The 23153-nt window shown below is 73.5% G+C and carries 19 protein-coding genes and 2 pseudogenes; 12 read left to right on the plus strand and 9 right to left on the minus strand.

Annotation, left to right across the window (positions count from 1 at the left end):
- Positions 1–4: 4 nt before the first annotated feature.
- Complete coding sequence (locus tag ACFO3J_RS18795; RefSeq protein WP_386430606.1) at positions 5–1510, minus strand: flavin-containing monooxygenase; 1506 nt, start codon at positions 1508–1510, stop codon at positions 5–7.
- Between the two features lie 268 nt (positions 1511–1778).
- Here ACFO3J_RS18795 and ACFO3J_RS18800 point away from each other — a divergent pair, with 268 nt between their 5' ends.
- Positions 1779–3098, plus strand: a complete 1320-nt coding sequence (locus ACFO3J_RS18800) for a DUF1254 domain-containing protein (protein WP_386431021.1) — start codon at positions 1779–1781, stop codon at positions 3096–3098.
- Between the two features lie 27 nt (positions 3099–3125).
- Here ACFO3J_RS18800 and ligD read toward each other — a convergent pair whose 3' ends face one another.
- Positions 3126–4172 (minus strand): non-homologous end-joining DNA ligase, encoded by a 1047-nt coding sequence (ligD, locus tag ACFO3J_RS18805; RefSeq protein WP_386431023.1) that lies wholly within the window; start codon positions 4170–4172, stop codon positions 3126–3128.
- A 197-nt stretch (positions 4173–4369) separates the two neighbouring features.
- Positions 4370–4999, minus strand: a pseudogene (locus ACFO3J_RS18810) (DNA polymerase ligase N-terminal domain-containing protein); the annotation flags it as partial.
- Between the two features lie 266 nt (positions 5000–5265).
- On the opposite strand from ACFO3J_RS18810, the gene ACFO3J_RS18815 reads away from it, so the two are divergent.
- The 3 genes from ACFO3J_RS18815 (at position 5266) to ACFO3J_RS18825 (ending at position 7984) form a co-directional block, all read left to right on the plus strand.
- Positions 5266–6606: an MFS transporter gene (locus ACFO3J_RS18815; protein ID WP_386430607.1), complete on the plus strand. Its 1341-nt coding sequence runs from the start codon at positions 5266–5268 to the stop codon at positions 6604–6606.
- Positions 6607–6695: 89 nt separating this feature from the next.
- The gene (locus ACFO3J_RS18820; RefSeq protein ID WP_386430608.1) at positions 6696–7292 is read left to right on the plus strand and encodes a TetR/AcrR family transcriptional regulator; all 597 of its coding nucleotides are present in this window, start codon (positions 6696–6698) and stop codon (positions 7290–7292) included.
- Positions 7293–7528: 236 nt separating this feature from the next.
- The gene (locus ACFO3J_RS18825; protein ID WP_386430609.1) at positions 7529–7984 is read left to right on the plus strand and encodes an SPW repeat protein; all 456 of its coding nucleotides are present in this window, start codon (positions 7529–7531) and stop codon (positions 7982–7984) included.
- Between the two features lie 134 nt (positions 7985–8118).
- Here the strand turns inward: ACFO3J_RS18825 and ACFO3J_RS18830 are convergent, their stop codons facing one another.
- Together ACFO3J_RS18830 and ACFO3J_RS18835 are read right to left on the minus strand one after the other, a co-directional pair.
- Positions 8119–9780, minus strand: coding sequence for an MFS transporter (locus tag ACFO3J_RS18830; RefSeq protein WP_386431025.1), 1662 nt, complete (start codon positions 9778–9780; stop codon positions 8119–8121).
- A gap of 118 nt (positions 9781–9898) precedes the next feature.
- Positions 9899–10600, minus strand: coding sequence for a MarR family winged helix-turn-helix transcriptional regulator (locus ACFO3J_RS18835; protein WP_386430610.1), 702 nt, complete (start codon positions 10598–10600; stop codon positions 9899–9901).
- Between the two features lie 49 nt (positions 10601–10649).
- Here ACFO3J_RS18835 and ACFO3J_RS18840 point away from each other — a divergent pair, with 49 nt between their 5' ends.
- Together ACFO3J_RS18840 and ACFO3J_RS18845 are read left to right on the plus strand one after the other, a co-directional pair.
- Positions 10650–11414, plus strand: coding sequence for a dienelactone hydrolase family protein (locus tag ACFO3J_RS18840; RefSeq protein ID WP_386430611.1), 765 nt, complete (start codon positions 10650–10652; stop codon positions 11412–11414).
- 2 nt (positions 11415–11416) lie between these two features.
- Positions 11417–11686, plus strand: coding sequence for a DUF6295 family protein (locus ACFO3J_RS18845; RefSeq protein ID WP_386430612.1), 270 nt, complete (start codon positions 11417–11419; stop codon positions 11684–11686).
- 416 nt (positions 11687–12102) lie between these two features.
- Here the strand turns inward: ACFO3J_RS18845 and ACFO3J_RS18850 are convergent, their stop codons facing one another.
- A complete protein-coding gene (locus tag ACFO3J_RS18850; RefSeq protein WP_386430613.1) occupies positions 12103–15069 on the minus strand; it encodes an AfsR/SARP family transcriptional regulator in 2967 nt (988 codons plus the stop codon).
- Between the two features lie 558 nt (positions 15070–15627).
- Between ACFO3J_RS18850 and tatA the strand changes: the two genes are divergently transcribed.
- Positions 15628–15912, plus strand: coding sequence for a Sec-independent protein translocase subunit TatA (gene tatA, locus ACFO3J_RS18855; protein WP_386430614.1), 285 nt, complete (start codon positions 15628–15630; stop codon positions 15910–15912).
- A gap of 207 nt (positions 15913–16119) precedes the next feature.
- The gene (locus tag ACFO3J_RS18860) at positions 16120–17202 is read left to right on the plus strand and encodes a PucR family transcriptional regulator (protein WP_386430615.1); all 1083 of its coding nucleotides are present in this window, start codon (positions 16120–16122) and stop codon (positions 17200–17202) included.
- Between the two features lie 49 nt (positions 17203–17251).
- Here the strand turns inward: ACFO3J_RS18860 and ACFO3J_RS18865 are convergent, their stop codons facing one another.
- Positions 17252–17782 carry a MarR family winged helix-turn-helix transcriptional regulator gene (locus ACFO3J_RS18865; RefSeq protein ID WP_386430616.1) on the minus strand — a complete coding sequence of 177 codons (531 nt, stop codon included), beginning with the start codon at positions 17780–17782 and terminating at the stop codon, positions 17252–17254.
- A gap of 114 nt (positions 17783–17896) precedes the next feature.
- Here ACFO3J_RS18865 and ACFO3J_RS18870 point away from each other — a divergent pair, with 114 nt between their 5' ends.
- On the plus strand, positions 17897–18448 hold the full coding sequence (locus ACFO3J_RS18870) for a YceI family protein (protein ID WP_386430617.1): 552 nt from the start codon (positions 17897–17899) through the stop codon (positions 18446–18448).
- 229 nt (positions 18449–18677) lie between these two features.
- Here the strand turns inward: ACFO3J_RS18870 and ACFO3J_RS18875 are convergent, their stop codons facing one another.
- Positions 18678–19082: a rodlin gene (locus tag ACFO3J_RS18875; protein WP_386430618.1), complete on the minus strand. Its 405-nt coding sequence runs from the start codon at positions 19080–19082 to the stop codon at positions 18678–18680.
- Between the two features lie 119 nt (positions 19083–19201).
- Positions 19202–19876, minus strand: coding sequence for a DedA family protein (locus ACFO3J_RS18880; RefSeq protein WP_386430619.1), 675 nt, complete (start codon positions 19874–19876; stop codon positions 19202–19204).
- Positions 19877–20018: 142 nt separating this feature from the next.
- Between ACFO3J_RS18880 and ACFO3J_RS18885 the strand changes: the two are divergent.
- The 3 genes and pseudogenes from ACFO3J_RS18885 to ACFO3J_RS18895 all read left to right on the plus strand — a co-directional run.
- Positions 20019–20402, plus strand: a pseudogene (locus ACFO3J_RS18885) (BlaI/MecI/CopY family transcriptional regulator); the annotation flags it as partial.
- A 146-nt stretch (positions 20403–20548) separates the two neighbouring features.
- Positions 20549–21484 carry a M56 family metallopeptidase gene (locus ACFO3J_RS18890; protein ID WP_386430620.1) on the plus strand — a complete coding sequence of 312 codons (936 nt, stop codon included), beginning with the start codon at positions 20549–20551 and terminating at the stop codon, positions 21482–21484.
- 634 nt (positions 21485–22118) lie between these two features.
- Entirely contained in the window at positions 22119–23144 is a 1026-nt protein-coding gene (locus ACFO3J_RS18895) for a DUF2786 domain-containing protein (protein ID WP_386430621.1), read from the plus strand.
- The last annotated feature ends 9 nt before the right edge of the window (positions 23145–23153 follow it).

Genomic DNA, 23153 nt, shown 5'->3' on the forward strand with positions numbered 1-23153 from the left:
CCGGTCAGGCCCGGAACTCCAACTCCTCGTCCGCGAGCGGGTCCTGGAACAGCCGCGCGTCCTTCACATAGTGCTGGCGCAGCCGCCAGGGCTCCCGGTCACCCTGCAACGGCAGCGTGGCCAGGGAGCGTTGGAGGTAACCGGAGCTCATGTCGACGTACGGCCCGGTGTCCATCGGCTCCGCCGGGAGCCGGGGGGTGACGACCGTGTGGCCCCGGCGCCGCATGGAGGCGAGCAGCCGGGCCACGTAGGAGGAGACCAGGTCGGCCTTCAGCGTCCAGGAGGCGTTGGTGTAGCCGAGGGCGAAGGCGAGGTTGGGGATTCCGTCGAGCATCATCGCCTTGAAGGCGACATGCTCCGGGAGTTCGGTCAGCTGCCCGTCGAGGCTCAACTCGATGCCGCCCAGCGGGAGCAGGTTCAGCCCGGTGGCGGTGACGATCACATCCGCGTCGAGGCGGCCGCCGGACCGCAGCCGTAAGCCGGTCGCGGTGAACGCCTCGATCCGGTCGGTCACGACGTCCGCCGCCCCGGACCGGATCGCGGCGAAGAAGTCGCCGTCCGGCACCACGCACAGCCGCTGGTCCCAGGGGTCGTAGGCCGGGTTGAAGTGGGTGTCCACGTCGTAGCCGTCCGGCAGCAGTCTGACCGCGCCCTTGCGGAACAACGCCCGCATCCGGGCCGGGTACTTGCGGCACAGCCGGTAGAGCGCGCTCGCCAGCCGCACGTTCTTCCAGCGCACCACCGCGTACGCCCGGCGGGCCGGCAGCACCCGGTGCAGGGCGGTCGCCACCACATCGCGCGTCGGCAGCGCCATCACGAACGACGGCGAGCGCTGGAGCATGGTGACCCGCGCGCCCGCCGCCGCCAGCGCCGGTACGAGGGTGACGGCTGTCGCACCGCTGCCGATGACGACCACCCGCTTCCCGCCGACGTCCAGCTCCGGCGGCCAGGCCTGCGGATGCACCACGGTGCCCGCGAAGTCCGAACGCCCCTGCCAGGCAGGCGTGTAGGGCTGGTCGTAGCGGTAGTAGCCCGAGCAGATGTAGAGGAAACCGCAGGTGCGCGTGGTGCGTTCGCCCGACCGGGTGTCCTCGGCGGTGACCGTCCAGCGGGCGTCCTGGCCGGACCAGTCGGCCCGCAGCACACGGGAGTTGTACGTGATGTGGTCGTCCACTCCGTACGCCGCCGCCGTCTCCCGGACATAGCGCAGGATCTGGTCGCCGTCGGCGATCGACTCGGGGTGGCGCCAGGGGCGGAAGGAATAGCCGAGGGTGTACATGTCGGAGTCCGACCGCACACCGGGGTAGCGGAACAGGTCCCATGTCCCGCCGCTCGCACCGCGCGCCTCCACGATCGCGTACGAACTGCCGGGCGCCTCACGCCGCAGGTGGCAGGCGGCGCCGATACCGGACAGGCCGGCTCCGACGATCAGTACGTCCACATGCGGGTGCCCGGGGGAGGACGCGGTGGGCCCCGAGGCGGCTGAGGTGCGATCGGCGGGTTCGGTCACGGGGCTCCCTTGGCGGCTGTCGGCGGGACGGCGGGCGGCGGGACGGCGGGTGGATGAGGGCAACCGTGAGGATGGCACCGGCGCGGTGGCGGTGCAACAGGTTCGGCGGACCCGGGCACCCATCACCCGGACGGCGCAGCCCGGCACCCGCCGGGTTGCCGCTCCGGGGGCGGCGCGGCAGCGTGGCGGTCAACGCCGAAGAGCGCGGTGACCGGGCGGCGCGGGCAGCTGGACGGTGCCGGTGTTCGAACCGGGAGGCCCTGTGAGCATGCTGTCGGGCGAACTGCGCACCCTCGCCCACGAGGCGTACGTCTATCTGTATCCGCTGGTCACGATGGACATCACCCGGCTCCAGGGACTCAGCGCCGAGGCGGGCACCCGCCCGGGCTACGGTCCCGCCAACCAGTTCCACCACCTGCGGACCTTCCCGTCGGCGGACTTCCGCGTGGTGGTCCGGCCGAATTTCGACACGCTGTACTCGACCGCGTGGCTGGACCTGACGGCCGGCCCGATGGTCCTGCACACGCCCGACACGCACGAGCGCTACTACATGCTGCCGCTGCTCGACATGTGGACCGACGTCTTCGCCAACCCCGGCAAGCGCACCACCGGCACCGGCGCCCGCGAGTTCGTCGTGACCGGGCCGGGCCACGTGGGCGACCTCCCCGAAGGACTGCCCGTCATCAAGGCGCCGACCCCCTACGTATGGATCATCGGCCGCACCCAGACCGACGGGACGCAGGACTACGAGGCGGTACGCGTGGTGCAGGACGGCTACCGCATCACCCCGCTGGACGCCGCGCCCGCGTACACGTTCGACCCGCATCCCGGCCCGCGCCAGGACCTGGACATCTCGACCGAGCCGCGCAAGCTCGTCGACGCGATGAGCGGGACCGACTTCTTCACCCGCGCCTCGCGGGCGCTGGCCGTCAACCCGCCGCATGTCACCGACTTCTCCACCGTGGCCCGGATCGGGCGGCTGGGCATCGTGCCCGGCACGATCTTCGACGCCTCCCGCTTCGACGCCGACGAACGGGCCGAGATCGAGGCCGGGGCGGGCGCGGCGCGCGAGGCGATCCAGGCCGGGCTGCCGACCGTGGGCACGCCGGTCAACGGCTGGACGACCTTCACCGACACGATGGGCGTCTACGGCAACGACTACTTCCGGCGGGCCGTCGTCACCGCCGTCGGGCTGGGCGCCAACGCCCCCGAGGACGCCACCTATCCGCTGCTCGTCGCCGACGCCGACGGGGAACCGCTGTCCGGCGAGCGCGACTACGTCCTGCACTTCGACGCGGACAAGCTGCCGCCGGTGCACGCCTTCTGGTCGGTCACGATGTACGACGCGCAGGGCTTCCAGACCGCGAACGAACTCGACCGCTTCTCGATCGGCGACCGCGACCCGCTGCTGCGCGACCCCGACGGCTCGCTGGACATCCTCATCTCGCACCGGAACCCGGGCGGCGAGCGCACCGCGAACTGGCTGCCGGCGCCGACCGGGCCGCTCGGCATCACCCTGCGCCTGTACGCGCCCAAGAACGCGGCCCTGAGCGGGCGTTGGCAACCGCCGGCGGTCCGCAAGGCCTGACCCACCGAGCCGGCCCGGCGGCCGTTCTCAATGCGGCCGGGCCAGCTCCCGCACGACCTCGGCCGGCCGCTTGTCGTCGCGCAGGCCCAGGAAACGCGGGTGGCGCAGCATGCCGTCCCGGGTCCACTCGCTGAAGCCGACCTGGGCGACCAGCTCGGGGCCCACCCAGTGCGCGGAACGCTCCCTGACCGGGTCGGCGAAGGGGGAGCGCGGCTGCTCCAGCTCCTCCATCCGGGCCCGCAGCGCCCGCAGCGTCCGGTCGTTGTAGCCGGTGCCGACCTTGCCCGCGTACCGCAGCGGACGGTCGCCGCCGCCCCGGCCGACGTCCTCGTAGTAGCCGATCAGCAGCGCGCCGAAGCCGATCCGGCTGCCGGCCGGTTCGGTGAAGCCGCCGATCACGAACTCCTGCCCGGCCTGGCACTTCAGCTTCAGCCAGTCGGTCGACCGCCGCTCCTGGTAGGGGGCGTCGGCGCGTTTGGCGATCAGCCCCTCCCACCCCTTGGCGCAGGCCTCGCCGAGGAGTCCGCCGCCGCCCAGCTCGCCGTTGTTGCGGTGCGGGGTGTAGCGCAGCGGGCCGTGGAAACTCAGCGCGTCCCGCAGCAGCGTCTTGCGGACGCGCTGCGGCAGACCGGCGGTGGACCAGCCGCCCAGGCTGAGCAGGTCGAAGAGGTAGTAGACGACCTCGACGGGGCTGGCGGCCACCGCCCGCCGGTCGGTCAGGCCCATCCGCTGCTGAAGCAGCGAGAAGTCGGTGCGGCCGTCCCGCAGGGCGACGATCTCGCCGTCCACCACGAAGTCGCCGCAGTCCTGGGTGCCCAGCGCGTCGACCAGTTCGGGATACGTCGGGTCCATCACCCGGCCGGTACGGGACAGCAGCCGGGCGCCGTCGCTCTCCCGGACGCCCAGCGCGCGGACGCCGTCCAGCTTCCGCTCGAAGATCCAGCGGTCGTCGAAGGTCCGGCGGTCGCTGAGGCTGGCCAGCATCGGCCGGTCGACCAGCAGGGAGCGGTCCTCGGGGGAGGGCCGCAGCCGGGCCCGCTCCCGCTCGGGCAGCCGGGCCAGCGCGGGGGGCAGTTCCCCGCTCCCCGGGACATGGCTGATGGCCGGCCGGGCCCTGAGGGGGCTCACCGCTCGGCCTTCCGCCGGCCGGCCCTGCGCCCGTGAGCCGCCGGGCGGGAACGCTTGCTCGTACCCCCGCCGGAACGCCCGCCCGTACCCCCGCCGGATTTCGCGCCGGACCCGGTTTCGGCGCCGGTTCCGGACCCGGTTCCGGACTCGGCCGCCGCCACCTGCCGCAGCGTCCGCCCGCTGCGGACCGAGCGCGCCCGCTCCGGGTCGGGGGTGCCGCGGCCCGGGGTGGCCCGCCGGTCTGCTTCCTTGACCAGCAGCCATGCCTCGCCCGAGCCGCGGTTGTTGCGGATACGGGTCAGCGCGTAGCCGCCGTGCAGCTTGGCGCCGTCGAGCCGGAAGGAGGCGTGGCCGCGCCGCAGGGCCTCGGCGAAGGGGATCTCCGCGCCGGAACGGTCCTTGCTGAGATTGCGGTAGACGCCCTGGTCCCAGACGATCACCGTGCCGCCGCCGTACTCGCCCTGTGCGATGACCCCCTCGAACTCCCGGTATTCCAGCGGGTGGTCCTCGGTGGGCATGGCGAGCCGCTTCTCGTGCGGGTCGGGGGAGGGGCCCTTGGGCACCGCCCAGGACTTCAAGGCGCCGTCGACCTCCAGCCGGAAGTCGAAGTGCATGCTGCTCGCGTCGTGGATCTGCACGACGAAGCCGAGCGCGGGCCCCGGCTCGCCGCCGGCCCCGTCCCGCGACCGGTCGGCGGACCGGGGGCCCGGCTCCGCGGTCTTCGAGAAGTCGCGCTTGCGCTGGTAGTCGGTCAGCGAATCCTTGGCGGCCACCGTCGCCTCCTTCCGCGTGCACGGACGTTCGTACGCACGATCCTCTGTGCGTCTCTCCGGCGCGCCACCCCGATAAACCCGGCATATCGGGCGGGCTTGGCAGTGGACCGGTCAGACAGACCGGTCCACCGAGTCGGCTGTTGGACCCCAGTGGATACCGTCCTATCTGGTCTTTCTTGGCTCAACTTGACATGACCAGACAGGTCTGTCTAATGTCTGCGTCAACGCCGTTCCGCTCGGCATCGCCCCGGTGATCAGGAGCACCCATGTCCAGCCGTCTCCGTCTCGGTCCCACCGCCTCCCTCGTCCTGCTCGCGTCGATCGTCGTCTCGCTGCTCGCCGCCTCCAGCGCGCCGACCCCGCTCTACGCGGTCTACCAGCGCGAGTGGGGCTTCTCGCCGATCACCACCACGGTGATCTTCGGGGTGTACGCGCTCGCCGTGCTGGCCGCGCTGCTGGTCTTCGGCCGGATCTCCGACCACATAGGCCGCCGCCCGGTGCTCTTCGCCGCGCTGGCCGGGCAGATCGTCGCGATGGTGGTGTTCGCCGGGGCCGGCAGTGTCGACGCGCTGCTGATCGCCCGTGTCGTCCAGGGCGTGTCCACCGGTGCGGCGCTCGGCGCGATCGGCGCCGGACTGCTGGACATCGACCGGGTGCGCGGCGCCGTCGCCAACTCCTTCGCGCCGATGAGCGGCACCGCCAGCGGCGCGCTGGTCTCCGGGCTGATCGTGCAGTTCCTGCCGTCGCCCACGCACCTGGTCTATCTGCTGCTGCTGGCGGTGTTCGTGCTCCAGGTGCTCGGTGTGACGCTGCTGCGTGAATCGGTGACCCGCAAGCCCGGGGCACTGGCCAGCATGAAGCCGGACATCAGGCTGCCGCGCGCCGCCCGCCGGCCGGTCGCCATCGCGGTCCCGGTGCTGTTCGCGATCTGGGCGCTGGCCGGGTTCTACGGCGCCCTCGCCCCCAGCCTCACCGGTGTCCTGCTCCACTCGCACGCGGTGGTCTACGGCGGCCTCGGCCTGTTCGCGCTGGCCGGCGCGGGCGCGCTGTCCGTCCTGCTGCTGCGGGGCACCTCGACCCGTACGGCCATGGTGCTCGGCGTGGTCGCGCTGATCGTGGGCGTCGCCGTCACCCTGCTCTCGGTCGGCTCCGGCGGCGGCGGTACGGCCTCGGTCGTCGGCTTCTTCATCGGCACCGCGCTGGCCGGCTTCGGTTTCGGCGGCGGCTTCCAGGGCGGTATCCGGCTGGTGGTCCCGGTGGTCGAGGCGCACGAGCGGGCCGGCGTGCTGTCGCTGCTCTATGTGGTGTCGTACCTGGGCATGGGCGTGCCGGCCGTGATCGGCGGCGTACTGGTCGTGCACGGCGGCGGGTTGCTCGACACCGCCCGGGAGTACGGCGCCGCGGTGATCGTGCTGGCCGCGGCGGCGCTGGCCGGGCTGCTGCTCAGCGGCCGGCGCGCCGTACGGGTCCGGCCGGGACTGGTCGTCGCCGGGTCCGGCCCGGCCGCCGCGTCCGGCCCGGTCGAGGTGCGCGAGCCCGTGACGGCCGCCGCGCACCGGGCGATGGGAGCCGCCGAGGCGCAGCCCCGCCCGGCCGGCGACCGCTAGCATAGACAGACCTGTCTGACTGGGTGTCGGGACCAGGGGATCGGGATGAGGAAGGACATGGTGACGAGATGGTGACCAGGACGAACCCCATGAACACGGCCAAGCCGTCGGCACGCGAGCGCCTGCTCGACGCCACCGAGCTGTTCTACCGCGAAGGTGTGCAGTCCGTCGGCATCGACCGGATCATCGATCAGGCCGGCGTCGCCAAGGCCTCCCTCTACAACACCTTCGGCAACAAGGAAGGCCTGGTCCGCGCCTATCTGGAGGCCCGGCACGTCATCGTCCGGGAGCGCATCACCCGCACCCTGACCCGCTTCCGGACCCCGCGCGAGCGGCTGCTGGGCGTGTTCGACGCGGCGGGCGAGACGGTCACCGCCCCCGGCTTCAACGGCTGCGCCTTCGTCGCGGCCACCGCCGAGGCCCCGCGCGGCAGCGCCATCGAGCTGGCCGCCGACGAGCACCGCCGCTGGATGCGTGGCCTGCTCGTCGAACTGGCGGCGGAGGCGGGTGTCGCCGACCCCGAAACGCTCGCCCGGCAGCTCCACTTGCTCTACGACGGCGCGGTGCTCTGCGGCCGGATGGACCGCGACCCGTCGGCGGCCACCACCGCCCGCGCCGCGGCTGCGGTCCTGCTGGACGCGGCGGAGCAGGCCGCGACGGCCAGGGAGACCGAAAAATCCGTGTAGGTCGGCATGGATGAGGACATAGTGGTGAGAATCCGGGATGCCGGACGAGATGCGATTTCTCCTCCAGTGGCCGCATTGCTCATATGGGTCCTACGCTGAATTGATGGATGCGGCAGTTCCGGGGCATGGACCCGGGGCGCATCCGGGGGCCCGGCGGAAGTCCGGTGGCCTTGAACGGCTGGCAAGCAGCCGAAAATCAACTGCACTTCCTACATGGAACGAAGGAGGTGGCTTGAATGGCCACCCATTCGACCGACACATCCCATATGGACACTCACCCCGACCTGGTATCCCTCCGGGACAGGTACACGGCGTTGTCCCACAAGCCAGTGAGCGGTTTGCTGGAAGGTCTGACCATCATCACCGGCCTGTACCTGGCGATCTCGCCCTGGGTTGTCGGTTTCCAGAACTTCAGCCCGAGCCTGAGGGTGACCAACCTGATCCTGGGCATCGCCCTGGCTGCGCTCGGCTTCAGCTTCGGCTCGGTCCTGGAGCGGACCCACGGCCTCGGCTGGGTCGCCGCGGCGATCGGCGTGTTCACGATCATCGCGCCGTGGGTGGTGGCAGGCCCCGGGGCCTTCCACAAGACCATCTGGAACAACGCGTTCACAGGTGGTGTTGCGTGCCTCGTTGGGGTCGCCACCATGGGCCTCGGCCTGATGGCGACTCGGCGACTCAGCCGCCGTAACTGAGGTGCGCCTCCACTGACGCACCGACGGCAGCTCGAACCGCCGGACCCGCGGGCGGTCTCCTCCGGGAGGCCGCCCGCACCCATGTCCCCCGGGTTGTCCCGGGGTCCTCTTGTTCTCCCGGGCGAGCGGCCCGGCTACTTCTCGGTCTTCGCCACCGGCCGCGCCGGTGTCCGCGCGGCGGCCGGTTCCAGCACGGTCGCCTTGGGGGTGCCCCGCAGCGCCGAGGCGACGGCCGCCAGCAGCGACATCCCGGCCGCCGTGGCGAAGACGATCACCAGGCCGTGGTGGAAGGGCGAGGAGATGAGATGCGGGAAGAACTCCTTGCCGGTCAGCACGTCCCGGTTGTGCGCGGGCAGCTTCGCCAGCGTGCCCGACGGCTTGAGCAGCGTCTCGATCGGGTTGATGCCGAGGAACGCGGAGAAGACCGTGGACACCGGCGGCAGCGACGCCGCCTGATGCGCGACGCCCGCCGGTACGCCCTGGGCCCGCAGGCCCGAGTCCAGCGCGCTGGGCAGCCGGTTGGCCAGACCGATGATGAGCAGCGAGAAGAACACACCGATGGACAGCGACGTACCGGAGTTCTGGAAGGTGGAGCGCATGCCCGAGGCGGCCCCGCGATGGGTCGCCGGGACACTGCTCATGATCGCCGAGGTGTTGGGGGCGGAGAACATCCCGGACCCGATGCCGTTGAGCAGGATCAGCAGCGCGAACGCCCAGTAGGAGAAGTTGATCGGCAGCAGGAGCAGGCCGATGAAGCTCAGGCCGAACAGCAGCAGCCCGCCGGTGGTGAAGTACCGCACCCCGAAGCGGTCGGACAGGATGCCGCACACCGGTCCGGCCAGCAGGAATCCGGCGGTCAGCGGCAGCAGGAAGATGCCCGCCCACAGCGGCGCGTCGGCGAAGTCGTAGCCGTGCAGCGGCAGCCAGATGCCCTGCAGCCAGATGATCAGCATGAACTGGAGCCCGCCGCGGGCTATCGACGCCAGCAGCGCGGCCGCGTTGCCCGCCGCGAAGTGCCGGTTGCGGAACAGGGCCAGATGGAACATCGGCTGGGGGACCCGGGTCTCGATCACCGCGAAGGCGATCAGCAGCGCCACCCCGCCGATCAGCCCGGTCAGCACCTTGGGGCTGGTCCAGCCCATGGTGTCGTGGCCGTAGGGCTGGATGCCGTAGGTGATGGAGACCAGGATCAGCCCGCAGCCGAGGGCGAAAGTGAGGTTGCCCCACCAGTCGATCCGGGCCGGCTGGCGGGCGGAGATCTCGCGCAGCGAGCGGTAGGCCCAGATGGTGCCGAAGATGCCGACCGGCACATTGACCCAGAACACCGCCCGCCAGTCCCACGCGGACAGCACCCCGCCCAGCACCAGGCCGATGAACGTACCGGACAGTGCCAGGATCTGGTTGATGCCCAGCGCCATGCCGCGCTGGCGGGCCGGGAAGGCGTCGGTGAGGATCGCCGCCGAGTTGGCCATCAGCATCGCGCCGCCCAGCGCCTGCACCACCCGCCAGGCGATCAGCCACATCGCGCCCTTGCCGCCGTGCGCCGGGTCGAAGGACAGCGCCACCGACGCGAGGGTGAAGACGACAAAGCCGAGGTTGTATATCCGCACCCGGCCCACGATGTCGCCCAGCCGCCCCAGGGTGACCACCAGCACCGCTGTGACCAGCAGATATCCCATGATCATCCACAGCAGATAACTGATGTTCCCGGCCGCGAAGGGGTCCAGGTGGATGCCGCGGAAGATGGCCGGCATCGAGATGATCACGATGGAGGAGTCCACCGTCGCCATGAACATCCCGAGGCTGGTGTTCGACAGTGCTATCCACTTGTAGCGGTCGGCGCGCTCGGAGCCGTCCTCGGACCCCGACCCGGTGGAGCCGCGGGAGCGATCGGGGCGAGCGGAATCGGCGGTGTCAGACACGGCGGGTGATCCTTTCCAGCAGCGGGACGGCGGCGGCCAGTTGCTCCTGCTCGGCCGGGGTCAGTTCCTCGGTGATCGCCGCGGTCAGGCGGCGGGCCCGCTCGCGCCGGGCGCCGTGCAGACCGTCCAGGCCGGCCCGGGTGAGCGAGACGACCATCCGGCGGCCGTCGTGCGGGTCGTGGGCGCGGGCGACCAGACCGCGTTCCTGGAGCGCGTTGACGATCGTGCACATCGACTGCGGCCTGATGCCCTCGCCGGTGGCCAGTTCGGAGGCGGTGGCCGGGCCCTCGCGGTCCAGCCGGACCAGCGCCGAGGTCTGGGAGAGGGTGAGTTCGCCGTCGGGGCGGAATTGGCGCAGCCGGCGGACCAGCGGTCCGAGGGCGGCCCGCAGTTCGGTGGCCGTCCGTTCGGCGAGATTGCCTTCCGGCGGGTCGGCAGGGGGGTCGGCGGGGGCGCCGGCCGCGGCGCGGCCGGGATCGCCCGCCGGGGCGGCGCCCGCGGTCGCCCCCGGCGTGTCCCCCGGCGTGTCCTCTGCCGGGCCGGCCGCCGCGCTCTCGGGGGTGCTGTCGGGGCGGCTTGCCGGGCCGTTCTCCCGGTGGTTCTCCAGGCTGCTTTCCGGCTCGGCCGTGCTGTCGGCCGGGCCGCCGCTGCGGCTGCCGACCGGGTCGGCGGTTCGGGCGCTGCTGGGTGTCATGGTCTTCAGCATAAACTGAACAGTCCAGCCTTATGATATAGCTGGCGGTATGAGCGACATCTCTGCTACCGCCACCGGCTCCCTGACCGCGACCACGATCACCGTCGCCGGGCACGGCGACGACCAGATCGAGGCCTACCTGGCCCGCCCCGAGGGCGGCACCACCCGCGGCGGCGTCGTGGTGATCCACCACCTGCCCGGATACGACCGGGCCACCAAGGAGATCGTGCGGCGCTTCGCCGAACTCGGCTACGACGCGATCTGCCCCAACCTCTACTCGCGGGAGGCGCCCGGCGCCTCGCCCGACGACGCGGCCGCGCTCGCCCGTGCCAACGGCGGCGTGCCGGACGAACGGCTGGTCGGCGACGTGGCCGGCGCCGCCGCCCACCTGCGCGCGCTGCCCACCTCCAACGGCAAGGTCGGCGTGATCGGTTACTGCTCCGGCGGCCGGCAGTCCGTACTCGCCGCCTGCGGCACCCCGCTGGACGCGGCCGTGGACTGCTACGGCGCCTTCGTGACCGGTACGGTCCCGGAGGGCTTCCCGCTGAAGATCACCAACCTGGTCGACAAGCTGCCCGACCTCGGCGCCCCGCTGCTCGGCCTGTTCGGCGCCGACGACGGCTACCCGAGCCCGGAGCAGGTCGCCGAGCTGGACCAGCGGCTGACCGACCTCGGCAAGGAGTTCGAGTTCCACAGCTACGAAGGCGCGGGCCACGCCTTCTTCGCCACCGACCGCCCCAGCTACAACGTGCCCGCCGCGAACGACGGCTGGGAGCGGATCGAGGCGTTCTTCGGCCACCACCTCGGGAGCTGACCATGTGCACTTACCTCACCGTCAAGGACGAGATCAACGGCAGCGCCAAGGGCCCGAACGGCTCCTGGTTCCATGTCAGCGACGTCACGGTCTACTTCGACCACCCCGTGCACGCGATGGCCGGGCACACCCTGAACATCGACTTCACCGACCCGTCCAAGGGCCCCTCGGCGCGCGTCGCCGTCGAGCTCACCGCCGACTCGGCGCGGCGGCTGATCGCCGCGATCCAGGAAGCGCTGGACGCGGCCCCGCTGGAGATGCAGACCGCCTGACCGGCGTGTCCCGGCCCCGCTCTCCCCGCCACGGCGGCGAGAGCGGGGCCCTCCCACGGGTGGCGGGGACACCCCGCCGCATCGCCGGCCCCGCCCGAGCCCGCCCGGCACGAGAACGACTCCCCAGCTACCGCTGGCCCCGCCGCCTCGCGGGGTGAGGGGCACCTCGCCAGGTGGGGGAGCGAGGCCCCCTTGCCCGGGTGTCCTCGGTGTGGCCCGGGGCTCATCTCCGCGGGGGCGGGTCGGCCCTGGCGCCCCGGCTCAGGCGGTCATCCCCCCAGAGGGGGGCCGGGTGGGAGCACCTCCCACCCGAAGGACCGGGCGAGGGCCTGCGGCGGGGGCACCCCCCGCGCCGAAGGCTCGGGGAAGAGGCGTCAGGGGCCGCCGCCCCACCCGCGAGGCCCGCCCGGCCAGGGCTACGGGTTCATGCGGGCCAGGCCCCGCTCCACCGATTCCGCGACCGCGGGCAACCGGTGTTCGCGGGCGCGGATCAGGGCCTCCTCCCAGCAGGCGCGGGCGACGGCGGGGTCGCCGTAGGCGAAGTGGGTGCGGCCGAGGATGTCCAGTACGTCGGCGGTGGTGGCGCGGTCGCCGAGGCGGTCCAGCAGCACCAGGGTCTCCTCCAGGGCGGCCACCGCCTCCTGGTGGCGGCCGAGACCGTGCAGGGTCTCGCCGAGGCTGGTCAGGATGCGGGCGATGTGCACCACGCTGCCGCGCTCCCGCCAGGCCGCCAGCGCCTGGCGGTAGGAGCCCTCCGCCGCCGCCAGATCGCCCGCGCCCAGGTACGCGTCACCGAGATTGCCCAGCACGGTGGCCACCCGGTGGACGTCGCCGAGCGCCAGATGCAGCGCGACGGACCGGCGGCCGTATTCGAGCGCCCGCTCGTAGTCGCCGAGGCCCCGGTGCAGCCCGCCCAGGTTGGTGAGCATCGCGGCCTGGCCGCGCAGGTCCCCGGCCTCCTCGAAGTACCGCTGGGCGATGAGCAGATGGTGCGCGCAGTCGTCGTAGCGGTCGACCATGCCGTGCGCGACGCCCAGCCGGCTGTGCATCCACGCCTGGCCCAGCACGTCCTCGTTCTCCTGGGCGCAGGCCATCGCCTCCTCCAGGCAGCGCTGCCACTCGCCGGTCCACCAGAAGGCCTGGGCGTAGCCGAACAGCCCGGCGGCCAGCCGCCACGCCACATCCGGCCAGCGGTGCGTCCGGGCCACCCGGATCGCCTCCTTCACCGCGGGCAGTTCACGCACCAGCCAGCGCATCGCGCTCTCGTCGCCGTCGAAGCGCGCCGCCGGCACCGCCGGTCGCTCGTCCAGCGGCGGGATCGGATGGCCCTCCGGGGTGAGGACGTCCGCGGTGGCGGCGACGCTGGCCTCGTACCAGACGACCAGCCGGCGCAGCGCCCGCAGCCGCTCAGCCGGTGCGATCTCGTGGCCGGCCCGGGTGGCGGCGTACTCGCCGAGCAGATCGTGGAAGGTGTAGCGGCCCGGCTGGGGCGTCTGGAGCAGGTGGGCGTCCACCAGCGCTTCGAGTACGTCCTCGGCGGCCGTGGCCGGTGCCCGGTCGAGCAGCACGGCGGCCGGGGAGGGGTCCAGCGGGTAACCGGGCCACAGGCCGAGCAGCCGGAAGGCGCGGGCCGCTTCCCGTTCGGCGGGCCGCGGGCTGTCGCGCATGGCCACATAGCTCATCGCGAAGGTGTCCTCCACGGCCAGGCCGCCGGCCGACAGCGCGCGCAGCCGGTCCCCGGTGGGCTCCAGCCGGTCGGCGAGCGCGGTGAGCGGCCAGTTGGGCCGGGCCGCCAGCCGGGCACCGGCGATCCGCAGCGCCAGCGGCAGCCCGCCGCACGCGGCCAATACCCCGGCCGCCGCGGCCGGTTCGGCGGCGACGCGGTGCGCGCCGCACACCGAGGCCAGTAACTCCCGCTGCTCGTCGTCGTTCAGCGGCTCCAGCGGCAGCCGTACCGCGCCCGGCAGATCGGCCAGCGTGCGGCGGCTGGTCACGATCACCGCGCTGTCGCCGCAGCCGGGCAGCAGCGGGACGACCTGGGCGGCGTCGGCCGCGTTGTCCAGCACCAGCAGCACCCGGCGGCCGTGCAGCGCTTCCCGCAGCAACACCGCGCGGTCGTCCGGGTGTTCGGGCAGCGGCTGGCACTCCTGGCCGAGGGCGCCGAGGAAGCGGGCGAGCAGATCGCCGGGCCGGCGGGCGCCCCCGGCGCCGAAGCCGCGCAGGTCGGCGTACAACTGCCCGTCGGGGAAGGCGGGTTGCGCCAGGTGGGCGGCCCGCACAGCCAGCGCGGTCTTGCCGACCCCGCCCATGCCGGAGATGACGACGATGCGCGGCGTAGGGGACCCGGACCCGGTGCCCGGGGTGGTGGAGGCGGCCGCGGGGGGCTCGCCGCCGGCCGCAGGACAGGGGCGTATCACCCGCAGCAGGGCCGCCAGCGCGTCCACGCGGCCGGTGAAGTCGGGCACTTCGGCCGGGAGTTGGGCCGGCGCGGGCCGGCCGGCGGCGGGCTCCTCGGCGGCCGGCGGCGGTGTCGTGGGCGGGGCGGCCGAGGAGGGAGTGGTGAGGATCTCCCGATAGGCGGCCTGGACCGAGGGGCCCGGCTCCACACCCAGTTCGTCCACCAGGGTGCCGCGCAGCTTGTGGAAGGCGGCCAGCGCCTCGGCCTGCCGGTGGGTGCGGTGCAGCGCCAGCATCAACTGCCGGTGGAAGGACTCCCGCAGCGGGTGCGCCCCGGTCAGCGCGGCCAGCTCGGCGGTCAACCCCTGGTGCCGGCCGAGCGCGAGTTCGGCGTCGAAGCGCCACTCCAGGGTGAGCAGCCGCGCCTCGGCCAGATGCGCGGCGTACGCCCGCAGCCCGTCGGACAGCAGCGGCACGTCCGCCAGCGGCTCCCCCCGCCACAGCGCCATCGCGGCGCCGCACTCGCGCAGCACCGCCGCCCAGTCCCGGTCGCGGTGCGCGGCCCGGGCCGCCGCGTGGTGCCCGGCGAAGAGCTGGGCGTCCAGCTCGCCGTCCGCGACGTCCAGCAGATAGCCCGGCGGCACCGCCCGCAGCCGGGCGTCACCCCGGCCCTCCTGGGCCAGCAGTTTGCGCAGCCGGGCCACATGGTTGTGCAGCGACGCGCTCGCGGTGGGCGGCGGACGGTCGCCCCACAGCGCCGACTTGAGGGCGCCGGGGGACACCGTCCGCCCCGGGGTGGCCAGCAGCGCGGCGAGCAGGGCGCGGGTCTTGGCCGAGCCGAAGGGGCGGGTCAGGGCGGCGGGCGCGGGCCGGGCGCCGACAGCGGGCGCTCCGGACGAGCCGGCCGGGGGCGGTCCGCCGGCCACCCCGGACACGGAGCCGTCACCCTCGCGGACCATCACCGCGCCGAGCAGGCCGAACCGCATCTGATGGGCCTCCTCGGCCGGTCACGTCGGGTACGTTCGGGTGCCCGCCGCGGAGCTGGCCGAGGGGTGCGGCGGCGTCGGCGGTGTGCGCTGATCCGTCCGGGGGACGCGGTCGCGTCGGCCGCCGGGACGGGGTCGGTGGCAAAGATCCGTTAGCCATATGTTAGCCGCCGGTTGGTGCCATTCCCCATCCTTGCTCCATCGGATCCGGCCCGGCGGCGCGAGCGGGGTACCTCCCCTCGTGAACGGGGGCGTTGACCGCCGCGGCCGGGTCCGTCACCCCTGGGACGCATGCTCCCGCCCCGCCTTTCTCGTTCGCCCTCCGCTCACCTTCCCGGCAGTCGCACCACCGGTGAAGTGGCTGGTCAGCGCGGCTCCGCGGCAGGGTGGGGGGAGGCGAGGGACAGGGATTCGACCGGATGGATCGTCGGCGGGGGCTTCCCGTTCACGAGCTTTTTGCGCATGCTTTGGGTACCCGGGTGCCGTCTCCAACCGGTTCCGGGTGACAATGCGAAGGTCGAAGTGTGAGTGATCGGCCCTTAACGAAGCGAGGATCCCATGTTGCGAAACGGGCTGGAGCCGTGGCACCTGATCGTGGTGGCGATCGTCGTCATCGTGCTCTTCGGTTCCAAGAAGCTGCCGGAGGCCGCCCGCGGCCTCGGTAAGTCGATGCGCATTCTCAAGTCCGAGGCCAAGGCGATGAAGACCGACGACGTGCCCGCCGGCGGCGCGCCGACCACTTCCACCGTTCCGGCGCCCGAGGCGATCACCCCGAGCGACGTGGTCACCGCCAACGAGGCGACCACCCCGCAGCCGACCGCCGCCACTTCCACCGTCAAGTAGCCGCCAGGGCTCCACCCCCACGGGCCCCCGCTCCCCGACCTGGGCGGCCTCGGTATGTTCGAGGCGCTCCGACGCCTGGACAAGGCCTGGGCGGGGCAAGCAACCGTAGGAAACAGCAGGGGGCCTGTGGTGGTGTCGGTGGCGGGGGCGGCAGCGCATGCCGTGGCGCCGGAATTCGTCGCCGGATTCCCGGAGGCGCTCGCGGACGTGTCCAGCAGCTGTCGTACGCTCACCCGCGCCGAGCGGGAGAGCCGGCGGGTGCTGGGGGAGCAGGCCGCCGCCTCCGGACTCGGGCTGCGCGAGCTGACCGCGGCGCATCTGGCCGCGGCCCGCCGCGCCTGGCCGCAGCTCCCCGGAGTGGTCGGCGCCCGTGACGCGGCCGAACTCCGCCAGGTCGGCAGCGCCGTGCTCGGCGCGCTGGAATCCGGGATCGCCGCGCTCGCCGAGGGCCATGACCGCGCCCAGCGCCACGCCGTGCACCGGGCCGAGGCCGAGCGCCGGGCCTTCGTCGACGACCTGCTCTACGGCCGCAGCGACCCCGGCCGGATCGCCGAGCAGGCCGAGCGGTACGGACTGCGGCTCGCCGACCGCCACCTCGTCGCCGTCTCCACCGCCCCGGAGGGCGAGGCCTACGACACCCGGCATCCGCTGCTGCGGCGGGTGGAGCGGGAGCTGGCGGGCCGATTCGGCGACCACGACGCCCTGATCACCCCCAAGGACGGCCGTCTGGTGTGCATCACGCCCACCTCGCAGCGGGCCGTGCTGGACGCCTTCGTCAAGCTCACCTCGCGCCCCGAGACACCCGAGCTTCCCGCGCCCTCCTCCGGCAGCGCGCCCGTCTCGGCCCAGCGGGTCGCGGTCAGCCGGCCGCACAGCGGGGCGCCGGGCGTGGTCCGCTCCTACGAGGAAGCGCTCAGCGCGCTGGACCTGGCCGCGCGCCTCGGTCTGACAGCTCCGGTGCTGAACGCCGCCGACCTGGTGGTCTTCCCGGTGCTGCTCCGCGACCGCGCCGCCATGGCCGACCTGATCCGCAGCGTGCTCGGCCCGCTGGAGCGGGCACGCGGCGGCGCCGAGCCCTTGCTGGAGACCATCCGCGCCTACGCCGCCGTCGGTTATGTGAACGCCGAGGCCGCCCGCCATCTGGACCTCAGCGTCCGGGCGCTGTCGTACCGGCTGGAGCGGATCACCGCGCTCACCGGTTTCGACCCCGACGACGCGCTGCAGCGCTACACGCTGGAGACCGCGGCGCTGGGCGCCCGCCTGCTGGACTGGCCGGCCAGACCGCTGTGAGACCCGCCCGATCGGCCTGGCGACGGGGCGACCGGGGACCGGGGGCAGGTCAGCAGGGGGCCTCGGCGGCCGGGTCGGGGCAGGCGTCCTCGTCCTCCGCGCGGGCCTCGGCGCATTCCGCCCGCAGGCCCGCGCTGATGGCGTGACCGATCTCACGCAGGCTGTCGAGCTGCGCCGGGGTGAGAACGTCGAACAGCTTCTCGCGGACCGTGGTGACATGGCCGGGCGCGGCGGCGGCCAGGGCGGCGAAGCCGGCCTCGGTGAGCCGGCAGATCCAGCCGCGGCGGTCCGCGTCGGCCGGGCGGCGCTCCACCCAGCCGTTCTTCTCCAGCGCCGAGACGGCGTGCGAGAGGCGGCTGCGGGAGGACAACGAGGCCTCGGCCAGTTCGCTCATCCGCAGGCACCGGTCGGGCGCCTCGGACAGCCGGACCAGGATCTCGTAGTACGCCATGGGCAGGCCGGAGTCGCGGCGCAGCTGGCGGTCGACATGGGCCGCGAACTCCACGCTCGCGGTCATGTAGGCCCGCCAGATCTCCTGCTCGGACTCGGTGAGCCACCGCACATCAGGCACATCACTCATGGTTCCAGCATAAGGGTGGTTGAACTCTCAACACCTACCCGCTAGGGTTTGCGTGAAAGCTCAAATATCTTGACCCCACGTTCCGTCCTTCCCGGTTCTAGGAGCTCCACGAAAATGACCACGCAGACCGATGTCATCGACGGCTACGTCGCCGGTACCTGGACCATCGACGCGGTGCACTCCGACGTCTCCTTCTTTGTCCGTCACCTGGGTGTGTCCAAGGTCCGCGGCTCCTTCGCCACCTTCGAAGGCACCATCACCACCGCGGAGAACCCGCTCGACTCCAAGGTCGAGGCCGTCATCAAGACCAGCTCGGTGAGCACCAACAACGAGATGCGGGACAACCACGTCCGCGGCGACGACTTCCTGGACGTCGAGAACTTCCCGGAGATGACCTTCACCTCCACCGCTGTCCGCCCCAAGACCTCCGAGCTGTTCGAGGTCGACGGCGAGCTCACGCTGCGCGGTGTCACCAAGACCGTCACCCTCCAGCTGGAGCTGAACGGCTTCGGCACGCACTACGAGGGCCACCCCATCGCCGGCTTCTCGGCCGCGACGGAGATCAGCCGCAGCGAGTTCGGCGTCACCGGTGGCGCCGCGGGTGCCGCGGTGAGCGACAAGATCAAGATCGCGCTGGAGATTGAGGCCGCCCAGGCCAAGGCCTGACCTCCGCCCGGGCCTCCGGCCCGCCCCGGCCCTCACCGGCCTTGCTCCGACGGCCGCCGTCCGCGCCCCCGCGCGTGGACGGCGGCCGTCGCGCTGTGCGCCGGCCGGGCGCGCGGAACGACCGCACCGCCGGCCGCCACCGCCGCAGGGGAAGGGCGGCGGTGGCGGAGCGGCGGTGCGGTCGTACGACCCGCGGGTCGATCAGCGGCCAGGAATCAGCCGCCAGGGGTCAGCGGTTGGCCGTGCCGTTGCCGGACAGGACCGGGATGTTGCTGAGGATGTGGGACAGCGGCTCGTCGCCCTTGGCCTGGGTGGAGTTCTCGGCGCACTGCTGGTTCTGCGGGTTGGCCAGCACATTGACGTCCTGGACGGTGATCGGGATGAGGCCGATCAGCGAGCCGACGTTCGCCTTGAGCGGCAGACCGATGCAGGGCTTGTTCAGCGACCCCTGGACGAGGCCGATCTGCGGGCTGAGACTGCCCCCGGTCACGGTGTTGCCGAAGGCCTGCGTGGAGCCGTTGCCGTTGACGGAAGTGGTGCCGTCGTCGTTGCCGACGGCGGCGGCGCTGCCTGCGGTGCCGGCCACGACCGCGGCGGCGAGGCCGCAGGCGGCCAGGGCGGTACGGATACGCATATCGCTCCTATCGCGAGCACGAAGAAGTGCGGAGATCCGACGATCGCACTGTGTGACCAGGCCGCTGCCCGATTGCTCCGATCGTCGGCGCGCCGCGCCGCCTTCCGGCCCGAGGGCGCTCAGAGGCGTTCCGGCGCCCGCTCCGGGGTCTCCGGGGCCGCCTTCTTGCGGCCGCGCCGCATCTCCACCACCAGCGGTGTCAGCGAGACGATGACGATCACCCCGACGATCGGCAGCAGATAGGTGTCCACATGCGGGATCGACGAGCCGAGGCCGTATCCGCCGAGCACCAGGCCCACCGTCCACACCGTGCCGCCCACGGTCTGCCAGAGCGCGAACGTCCGGGCGGACACGCCGAGCGCGCCGGCCAGCGGGTTGAGCACGGTACGGACCACCGGGATGAAGCGGGCCAGCACCACCGCCTTGGCGTGCCCGTACGTCCCCAGCAGCTCGGCGGCCCGCTCCGCCCCCTGGTGGAGTTTGCGGTTCCGGCTCCTGGCCAGCAGCGCCGGGCCGCCGCGGCGCCCGATCACGTAACCCGCCTGGGCGCCGAGCAGCGCGCCGGCCAGCGAGGCGACGAGCACCTGCCACAGCGAGAGATGCACCACACCGGACGCGCCGGGCACACAGAGCAGTCCGGCGGTGAAGAGAAGCGAGTCGCCGGGCAGGAAGAAGCCGATCAGCAGGCCGGTTTCGGCGAACATCACGATCGCGATGCCCAGCGCTCCGAAGGAGGACAGCAGCGAGGTGGCGTCGAGTACGTTCACGGCCTGGTCGAGCGTGGGCAGCGGCATAGTGGTGGGGCCCTCTCATAATGGGTCCGGGGCTGATGGGCTGACGGGCCCATGGTCCGGGGGCGCGGTGAGGCGCCCTGCCGACTACAGTGATGTAGTCGTTCCACAGCACTGTAGGCGAGCGAGCGGGAAGGGGCGATCCATGCCGGACCTGTCGGGGTCGGAAGGCGCCGCGGCCCGCCGCCCTTCGGGCGAGCTCGAGGCCAGCGTGCTGGCGGCCCTGTGGGCCGCGGAAGGCCGCGCGCTCACCGCCGCGGAGGTCCAGCGCGACCTCGGCACCGACCTCGCGCGCACCACGGTCACCACCATCCTCGCCCGGCTGCTCGAAAAGGGCTCGGTGAGCCGCAGCCGGGTCGGCCGCGGCTACGCCTACATCCCGGTCCAGGACTCCCCGGGCCTCACGGCCCGCCGCATGCGGACGGAACTGGACAAGTCCGGCTCCGACGACCGGGGTACGGTGCTGGCCCGCTTCGTCTCCGGGCTCGATCCCTCGGACGAGGCGCTGCTGCGGTCTTTGCTGGACGGCGTTGCGCCTTCCGGGTCGGACCCGGGGCTCGGGCGGGCGGCCGGGGCGGGTGAATCCGGTGCGGGGTCCGGCGGGGATGCGGAGCTCGGGTCCGGCGGGGTGGGCGGCGCGGGCGGACCGGCAGCCGGTCCTGAGGGGGAGCGCGCATGAACCTCGCCGTATGGGTGCCGTTGCTGCTCCCGCTGCCGGCCGCGCCCGCCGCCCGGCGCCTCGCCGAGTCGTTGCCGCCCCGGGCCGCGGCCTGGCTGCTCGCGCTGTCGGCCGGCGCGCTGGCCGTGTGCAGCAGCGCGGCGCTGGCGCTGCTGGCCGGCGCGGGCGCGCTGATGCTGCCGCCGGTCGCCGCGCTCGGCCACCTCCGGCTGCCGGTGGTCGGCGACCAGGTGACGGTGCCGGCCGCGTGCGCCGCCGCCGGACTGCTCACGGTCGTGGTCGTGGCCCTGCTGCGCACCCTGCGGCGTCATGTCGTCCAGCCCGCGCGCGCCCGCCGGCTCGCCGCCGAGGCGGGGACGACGGCCGGCGATCTGACGGTGCTGCCCGATCCGGGACCCGACGCGTATGCCCTGCCGGGGCGGCGCGGGCGGCCCGGGCGGATCGTGGTCACCAGCGGGATGCTGCGGGCGCTGGACCCGGCGGAACGGGAAGCCCTGCTGGCCCATGAGCGCGCCCATCTCAGTGGGCGCCACCACCTCTTCCTCACGGCGGTCGCGCTGGCCTGCGCGTGCCATCCAGCGCTGCGGTTGCTGCGCTCGCCGCTGTCCTACGCGCTCGAACGCTGGGCCGACGAGTACGCCGCCGCCGTTGTGGGCGACCGCCGCCTGGCCGCTCGCGCGATCGGCCGCGCCGCCCTGGCCTCCCTGGCCCCCCGCCCCGCCCCCGCCCCTTCGGCCCTCTCCGCCACCACCGGCCCCGTCCCCCGCCGCGTCGCCGCCCTGCTCACACCCCCGGACCCGGCCCAACCCCGCTCCCGCGCGTCCCACGCGGTGGCCGCCGTCCTCCTCACCTGCCTCGCCCTCTCCGCGGGGTGCGCCTTGCAGGCGGCCACCGACCTCCACGGCTCGATCGAGGTCGCCCAGGGCGAGTGACCGGGTCCGCCCCGCCGCGCTTCCGGGACCCGCCCCCGGACCGTCCGCCGGTGCCGACTCGCTCGCGCAGTTCCCCGCGGGTCTTCCTCCGTCGGTCTCGCCGGGCCTTCGCTTGGCGGCCGGTTCCCCGCGCCCCTGCGGGACCCGGACCCGCCGCGAGACCTGAGCCGGCTCCGGGACCGTCGCCCGGTGACCTGCTGAGCGCGCAGTTCCCCGCGCCCCTGTCGGGGCGCGGCCCTGTGGGTCTTCCTCCGCCGGTCTCGCCGGGCCTTCGCTTGGCGGCCGGTTCCCCGCGAGGTTCCCCAGCGCCCCCTGCGGGACCCGGACCCGCCGCGAGACCTGAGTTGGCTCGGGGACCGTCGCCCGGTGACTTGCTGAGCGCGCAGTTCCCCGCGCCCCTGTCGGGGCGCGGCCGTGCTTCCTCCGCCGGGATGGGTCCCCGCCGCGCGGAGGAACCGGGCGGTCGGCCCCCGCAGGGGGCGCGGGGAACTGCGCGAGCGACCCACCGCCGGCGCGCGGTCCCGGAGCCGGTCGATGTGTCGCGGCGGGTCCGGGCCCCGCAGGGCGCCAGCCGGTGCCCCCGGGGACCGGGCAGGGCAGCGCGGTCGGTGCGGGTGCCGGGGAGAATGGGGGCGTGGAGGAATTCGAGGAAGCGTACGGGCGGGCGCTGGCCGCCGGAGGCGGGGACGTCGAGGTGGATGCCGCCGCGTCCGTGCTGGCCGCCGGGGGGGAAGGGTGGGCCGGGGCGGCGGAAGGGGTGGCCCGGAGGGTGGGGCGGGAGTGCGCGGCGCGGGGCTGGGAGGCGGCGGATCTGCTGCGGATGGTGGGGCGGGAGCTGACCGCACGGCATCACCGGGTGGCCGTCGCGCTGGGGAAGGGCGGGGAAGGGCTCGCCGCCCTCGCCGCGCGGGAGCGGCTGGACCGGTTCTCGGCGGCCGGGCTCGCCGTCGAGGTGCTGTGCCTGTACGGGCGGCTGCCCCGCATCACCGCGCTCGTGGCGCCCAGGCACGCCGCCCCCGCCGCCGGCGAGAGCAAAACGCTGGCCCGGATCAGGGCGCTGCTGGCCAAGGCGGAGTCCACCGGCTTCCCGGAGGAGGCCGAGGCCCTGTCGGCCAAGGCGCAGCACCTGATGGCCCGGCACAGCATCGACGAGGCGCTGGTCGCGGCCGGCTCCGACGCGGGCCCCGGCGCCCGCCGGATCGGCGTGGACCGGCCCTACGAAGGCGCCAGGGCCCTGCTGCTGGACGCGGTCGCCGCCGCGAACCGCTGCCAGGCCGTATGGTCCGCCGACTTCGGCTTCTCCACCGTCGTCGGCCACGCCACCGACCTCGACGCCGTCGAACTCCTCTACACCTCGCTGCTGGTCCAGGCCGACCGCGCCCTCCAGCGCGGCGCCTCGCGCTCCCGCGACTTCCGCGAGTCCTTCCTGATCGCCTACGCCTCCCGCATCCGCGAGCGGCTGGCCGGCGCCGCCGCCGAGGAGACCGCCACCACCACCGCGCCGGACCTCCTGCCGGTGCTGGCCTCGCGGGACCTCGCGGTCGAGTCCGAGACGCGTCGGCTGTTCCCCTCGACCACCACGTCCCGTCTCAGGGGCCGGGACGCCGAGGGCTGGCGGCACGGCCACTCCGCCGCCGACACGGCGAGCTTCCGGCCCTGACCGCCTACC

It is taken from the genome of Streptomyces polygonati, from assembly GCF_042650325.1.
GTDB lineage: Bacteria > Actinomycetota > Actinomycetes > Streptomycetales > Streptomycetaceae > Actinacidiphila > Actinacidiphila polygonati.